Annotated in this window: 7 protein-coding genes and 1 pseudogene; 3 read left to right on the top strand and 5 right to left on the bottom strand. The window is 42.6% G+C overall.

The window, feature by feature from the left end; genetic code table 11:
- A pseudogene (locus H6G97_RS43960) lies at positions 1-161 on the top strand (IS630 family transposase); the annotation flags it as partial.
- Here the strand turns inward: H6G97_RS43960 and H6G97_RS43955 are convergent.
- The 3 genes from H6G97_RS43955 to H6G97_RS43945 form a co-directional block, all read right to left on the bottom strand.
- Positions 158-520: a hypothetical protein gene (locus tag H6G97_RS43955; protein WP_242056021.1), complete on the bottom strand. Its 363-nt coding sequence runs from the start codon at positions 518-520 to the stop codon at positions 158-160. The pseudogene H6G97_RS43960 and the gene H6G97_RS43955 sit on opposite strands and share 4 nt — an antisense overlap.
- A 6-nt stretch (positions 521-526) precedes the next feature.
- Entirely contained in the window at positions 527-706 is a 180-nt protein-coding gene (locus tag H6G97_RS43950) for a LemA family protein (RefSeq protein WP_190946780.1), read from the bottom strand.
- A gap of 269 nt (positions 707-975) precedes the next feature.
- Positions 976-1227: a hypothetical protein gene (locus H6G97_RS43945; protein WP_190946779.1), complete on the bottom strand. Its 252-nt coding sequence runs from the start codon at positions 1225-1227 to the stop codon at positions 976-978.
- Positions 1228-1236: 9 nt separating this feature from the next.
- Between H6G97_RS43945 and H6G97_RS56335 the strand changes: the two genes are divergently transcribed.
- Positions 1237-1374, top strand: a complete 138-nt coding sequence (locus H6G97_RS56335) for a ParB N-terminal domain-containing protein (protein WP_190946781.1) — start codon at positions 1237-1239, stop codon at positions 1372-1374.
- Here the strand turns inward: H6G97_RS56335 and H6G97_RS43935 are convergent.
- The gene (locus H6G97_RS43935; protein WP_190946778.1) at positions 1359-2378 is read right to left on the bottom strand and encodes a tRNA-dihydrouridine synthase family protein; all 1020 of its coding nucleotides are present in this window, start codon (positions 2376-2378) and stop codon (positions 1359-1361) included. The genes H6G97_RS56335 and H6G97_RS43935 overlap by 16 nt on opposite strands.
- Before the next feature lie 656 nt (positions 2379-3034).
- On the opposite strand from H6G97_RS43935, the gene H6G97_RS43930 reads away from it, so the two are divergent.
- Complete coding sequence (locus tag H6G97_RS43930) at positions 3035-5248, top strand: phosphoketolase family protein (protein ID WP_190946777.1); 2214 nt, start codon at positions 3035-3037, stop codon at positions 5246-5248.
- A gap of 193 nt (positions 5249-5441) precedes the next feature.
- Here the strand turns inward: H6G97_RS43930 and H6G97_RS52010 are convergent.
- The coding region (locus tag H6G97_RS52010) for a hypothetical protein (protein WP_206759136.1) at positions 5442-5632 on the bottom strand (191 nt) is incomplete at its 5' end.

Below are 5632 nucleotides of genomic sequence, written 5' to 3'. Positions count from 1 at the left end.
AACTTGTATGGCATTCGGCGAAAGAATACATATCTCATCGCCTATTTAAATCAGTAGAGGAACTGAAAAACTTATTAAATAGGTTGTTAAATCAGGGAGAGTTAATAATTAGATGGGGAAGAAAAATTAAAAATAAAGGTAATGCTGCTATTGCAAACTAAATGTGGAACAGCTTACCAGAAGCGATCGCCATTTCCTCGACAATATTTAATAGTTGTCGCCCTTGTTCATCGGCTGTATCTGGTAGCAGGAGTCTTCCTCCTAACTCCTGAGCAATTACACTTCCGCCCTCCCGGAGATAGGCAATTTTGTACAGACTTCCCACTGCGATCGCAATTATTGTAATCCCAGCTACGTAGAGAAATATCCCTGGATGCCACCAAACACGGGGAGCCATGCGGAACAGAAATAAAGCGGCAATATAAATTGCCATAATCATGACTGCGATCGACAGGGAAAATAACCCAATTAATTGTTGCGTATTTTGGCGTGCCCGATCCTGATGTTCAAAGAAATTCATAGACACCTAAAAAGATACGCGTGGGGCATTTCTCATTTCTGGAGTAGCTTCGGGGAGCAATTCTGCAACAGTGAAGTTAAAAGTATTGGCCACAAGGTTGCGATACTTGACTAAATCGTTGTAGGCATTAATGATAATTAGAGCAACAATGGCGACTAAAGCAACAGAAAATATTAAAAGCCCCATATTTTTAGATGATTTCCATCAGATACTTACTTTATATCCAGCAAAATTGGTGTGGATATAAAGATGAGTCTACTTGTAGCAAGTTGGCTTCGTCTTCTGTAAAATTAATTACGCAATTTTACTGATATAAAATTTTTTAAATAACCGCAGAGGCGCAGAGAACGCAGAGAGAAATAATTTCCAACAATTCCAAATTTGTGAATATCATCTCTGTTTTTTCTGTGTATTCTGCACCTCTGTGGTTGATTAAAAATTGTAGTCAGAGTAAGTTACCCATGAATATGAAGAAATAGGGAATAACCACTTACAGCAAAAATAAAAAGGATAGCGGCAGGAAAAATTACTACATCCCTGACAATAAATAAAATCCAATCTTTTCTTAGTTCCTGTTTAAACTTGAGTTCTCGCAATTTTCGCTCAAGTTCTACGTCTTCTTGTGATTGCAAATTTTCAGGTGACAGAATTAGTGGATTGTCGTTTTTGCTGGCAATTATTTGTGATAAATCTGTTTTATCTGTCATGCTCTTTAGATACCAATAATTTCAGTTTCAAGATTTTGGTTATCATCTGCAATCCACATTAAAGATGATCTGTATGAATTAGTAGCAGGAGAACGACGTTATCAGGCTGCAAAAAAAGCAGGTCTGACTAGTTACACGCCTAAGTAGGGTGCTAGGGCTAAAGTTTTCGTCAGATCAGCAACGAGAAAGCGATCGCAGAGGTTAAACATTTCTACCTCGGTCTGTGTCTGTCGCATCAGCCGCAGGAAATGACCTTCAGCATCAACACTCAGAGCAATGTAGTTGAGGAACATTTTGAGGTAGCCTACGCGCGATCGCACTGGCATAGTTGCTGCTGCGGGGGTTTGCCATAAACGATCGATATAGTTGCGTACCTCTACTAAAGGAACGGGTGCGATCGCCTCTCCTCGCAAAGCCTGCCGAATTTGATTAAAAAGCCAAGGATTCCCGATCGCCCAGCGTCCCACCATCACACCCGCCGCGCCCGTTTGAGAAAGCACCTTAAGGGCAGTTGTGGCAGAGTGGATATTACCATTGGCAAGCACTGGACAATCAACCCATTTCACCGCTTCAGCGATCAAATCATATTTCACTGCTCCGTGGTACATATCTTTCACCGTGCGACCATGCAAACTCAGCAAATCAATGCTGTGGTGATTGATTATATCTAGAATTTTGTAAAAGTTATCTGTATTTTCAAAGCCTACGCGCATCTTAACGGTTAAAGGGCGATCGTTGACTGCCTGCCGTAATTCTCCCAAAATCCGATCCACTTTTTCTGGTGAGAGCAGCAATCCACCCCCAACGTTTTTGCGATAGATTCTAGGTGCTGGACAGCCCATGTTCAAATCAACTCCAGCGATATTATAGTTGCAGAGTTCCTTTGCTGTTCTTACTAAGTCTGGAATGCTTTCGCCAATCATTTGAGCAAAAACGGGGCGGCCTGTGTCGTTTTCGGTGATTGCTGCCAGAATGCTACGATTCAGCCGTGAAGTATCATTCACGCGGAAATACTCGGTGAAGAAGTAGTCAGGGCTGCCGTAGTGGGCAATGACTTTCATAAACCAGAGGTTTGTCACATCCTGCATGGGCGCAAGAGCGGTGAGGGGTAGGTCTGGATGCCGCGATTGGGGGAGCGATACCTGGGACATAGAGATTTCAGCGATCGACAAAACATCACTTTATCAAAAAAGTTCTGACTGAATTAATATCTTTAATCCAATAAATGCAAGTATCGGTATCAAATAAATAACTTATAGACTAATGCCATTGTTAGAAATAGATTTCACAACGGGTTTCTCCACAATTTCTGTTGCTATGAAATCATTTCTCTCCCTTCACCAAATTTCATCTTCTTATCCAGTTCCCAGCTTAATGCCACTATTTATTATTAATCCTGCTTTTTTTATATTTTTTAGTTCTTATGTACTACTTTGTCTGTTTTTTGCTGATCTGTGACGGAAGGCGGGTTAAAAGATAAGACTGGCGACGACTACGGCGGGGCGTAAGCCCATCGCGCAATTCTGCCAACGCCCTTATATCCCCCACATGAATGACGGGGGCTTTACGCATCAACCCCGTAATCCAGCGCAGCATCTGTACAAGGGCTGGAATTTGCGGGCCATTTGGTAATTTCATAAATTTTTTTATTAGTTAAACGAATTGAAATTTTGGTTGCGTGACCATTTAAATTACTTATTTTAACGTTGCAAAAAAGCAATAAACTGTTACAACCTCGAAGATGTAAAATTTTGGTTAAATTCAACAAGCATCTACAGTTTCATCTAATCGTCAAAAGGTACTCAGCATGACTGCAATCTCCCCAAAGGCATCTTCAGCGCTTCCCAATTTTTCTGAAGGGATTCAATATTTTGGTGAAGCGTTACCAGATTTTGAAACTCATGGTGCAACACCTGCTATAGAGTCGGGCAAAATAGCGATCGCAGATCCCACAGACAAAGCAGCTGTATATCAAACTTTACTCGCTGCCGATGCCCTCCGCTACCTAACTTTGCAAGTTACTGCTAGTAAAGCTTCTGGGCATCCCGGCGGATTCGCCAGCCAAGCAGAAGCTTACGCATCTCTTGTCATGCTGGGATACAAGAACATTATTACCGAAGTCGGACACCACGCCCCCGGATTTTATAGTGCCATGTTCTTGGATCGTTCGCTAGAGGACATGGGAATTTTTACAGTCCAAGAATTGCGCGATCGCTTCCGAGAAAAGCACGGACTTTTAGGACACCTTTCTGGTTTCATTCCCGGTATTCTCGCACCTGCGGGGCCTTTGGGACAAGGGCAACACTTTGCAATGGCAGCTGCACTGTTGCACAAAGATAAGTTGTTCCCCTTTACAGTTGGTGATGGTGGATTGGGTGAGCCTTATATTGTAAGTGCGATCGCCCACTTCCATACAGCTTATCCTGCTGCCACCAACTTCTTACCAGTGTTGGTGTGGAACGGTTACAGCCAAGAACACCACAGCATGGTTTCCCTGAAAACCAATGAACAGATGCAGGCATATTGGCAAGGTAACGGTTTTGATGAAGTGGTGTTAGTTGATGCCAAAGACTTTGACGATCAAAACCAACCAGGGGATTACGTTGATAGTACCGCCTTTTCCTTTGAGAAACGCCTAGCATTTACTCAAGCAGTACTTTCCGGTGTAGATAAAGCAGCGAGATCGGCATTGGGTGGTAAACTTACCGTCTTCATTATTAAACAACTTAAAGGTGCAGGAGTCCACGCGCGGGGTTCAAAATCTCACAACCTTTATCCTAAAGATACGCTAGATGCACCTCATATAGTCAGTGCATTGCAAACCCGTGCTTTATCTGCGGAAGCTTGGCAATTAGTTAGAACAAATGCAGAACGCGCCGGTGGTGGCCCAGCAGCGAAAACTGTGGTGACAGAATTTGAATTCCCATTACCAGAATTAGGCGAATTACCTTTAGAAGAATATGCAGTTGGAGGTGAACCAAAAGTTTCCACAACTGCGATGGGACGATTGGTAGGAATAGTTGGAAAAAAAGATCAAAATTTCCTCGTCACCAACGCCGACGGTAACGAAGCATCGGGAATTGCCAACATCAACCAAGCATTAAAGATTATCCACCCGACAACCGACGACTTATATAATCAAGCGCCAAATGGACAAGTTTATGAACCATTGAGTGAAGATGCTTGTGCCGGTTTAGCTGCGGGTTTGGCGTTAATGGGTGCGAGAACTTTGTGGTGTTCATACGAATCTTTTGCCATTAACGGATTACCAATTTGGCAAACTGTAACTCAAGCAATGGCAGAATTGCGCCGTCAAACTCCCTCGACTATTACTTTATTCACAGCAGGCGCATTAGAGCAAGGGCGCAACGGTTGGACTCACCAACGTCCAGAAATTGAGGCTTACTTTGCTTCGTTGATGCGAAATGGAAATGTTTTCCCATTATTTCCGCCTGATGCTAATAGTATTCAAGCCTGTTATGACTGGGCATTGAAAACTAAGAATAAGGGAATTGTGATTACAGCTAGTAAATCGCCATTGCCAATTCGCACAACTTTAGAACAAACTCATCAAGGGTTGCGCGATGGTGCGGTGCTATTACATGAAGTTGCTGGTGATAAGCAAGTTGTATTTGCTGTAATTGGTGATATGACATTAATGCCAGTATTTGAAGCTGCTGCTTTCTTAGAAACTGAAGGTATTGGTGCGAAGATAGTTTCTGTTATCAATCCTCGGCAATTGTACCGTAGCCATGATACTGCCTGGGATACCTGTTCTGAACCCGAAGGCGGTTTCTTAGATGATGCGAAATTTGCCGAATTATTTGATGGTGATGCGTTAATTGCTGTTACTGGTGGTGCGGCGGGAATGCTGGAACCGATTCTGTTACGGAGTACAGCCAAGCGCGACACCTTTGCTTGGAAACGTGGAGAGACTACAGCCAGTGCTGGTGAGTTGATGGCGTTTAATGGATTGACAGCTGAAGCGTTGACGAAACGTGCGATCGCGTTAGTGCATTAAATGATGTTATATAAATGCGGGATGATTTTATTGAATTTTTCTTTGCGTTTCATCCCTAGATTCAGCAACGCCGATTAAATAAAGCTGGAATTGTTTCTACTTTTATCGCATTTATACGTATAGAAACGCTGAAATTGCGTCGGAATGCGTATATTTGCGTTTTTTTATTGAAGACAACTTAGCACAATACGGTTCAGTTAAGGCTCAAAAGCTTATGAGTGACGTTAAATTTCGGAGCTTCGACTCGTTGTCCAGTACCTCTGTGTTTTGGTTTTTTAGAACGAAACTTTGATACAGGTCTTTTTACAACCCTGGGATTAGTACGGTGAACGCGTTCGGGTAACAACGTATCTAGGATTTCTACAATTAACCAATTGAAAAAAA

Origin of the sequence: Nostoc flagelliforme FACHB-838, assembly GCF_014698065.1 — a bacterium.
GTDB classification, from domain to species: domain Bacteria; phylum Cyanobacteriota; class Cyanobacteriia; order Cyanobacteriales; family Nostocaceae; genus Nostoc; species Nostoc flagelliforme_B.
This window is presented reverse-complemented; position numbering and strand designations above follow the sequence as displayed.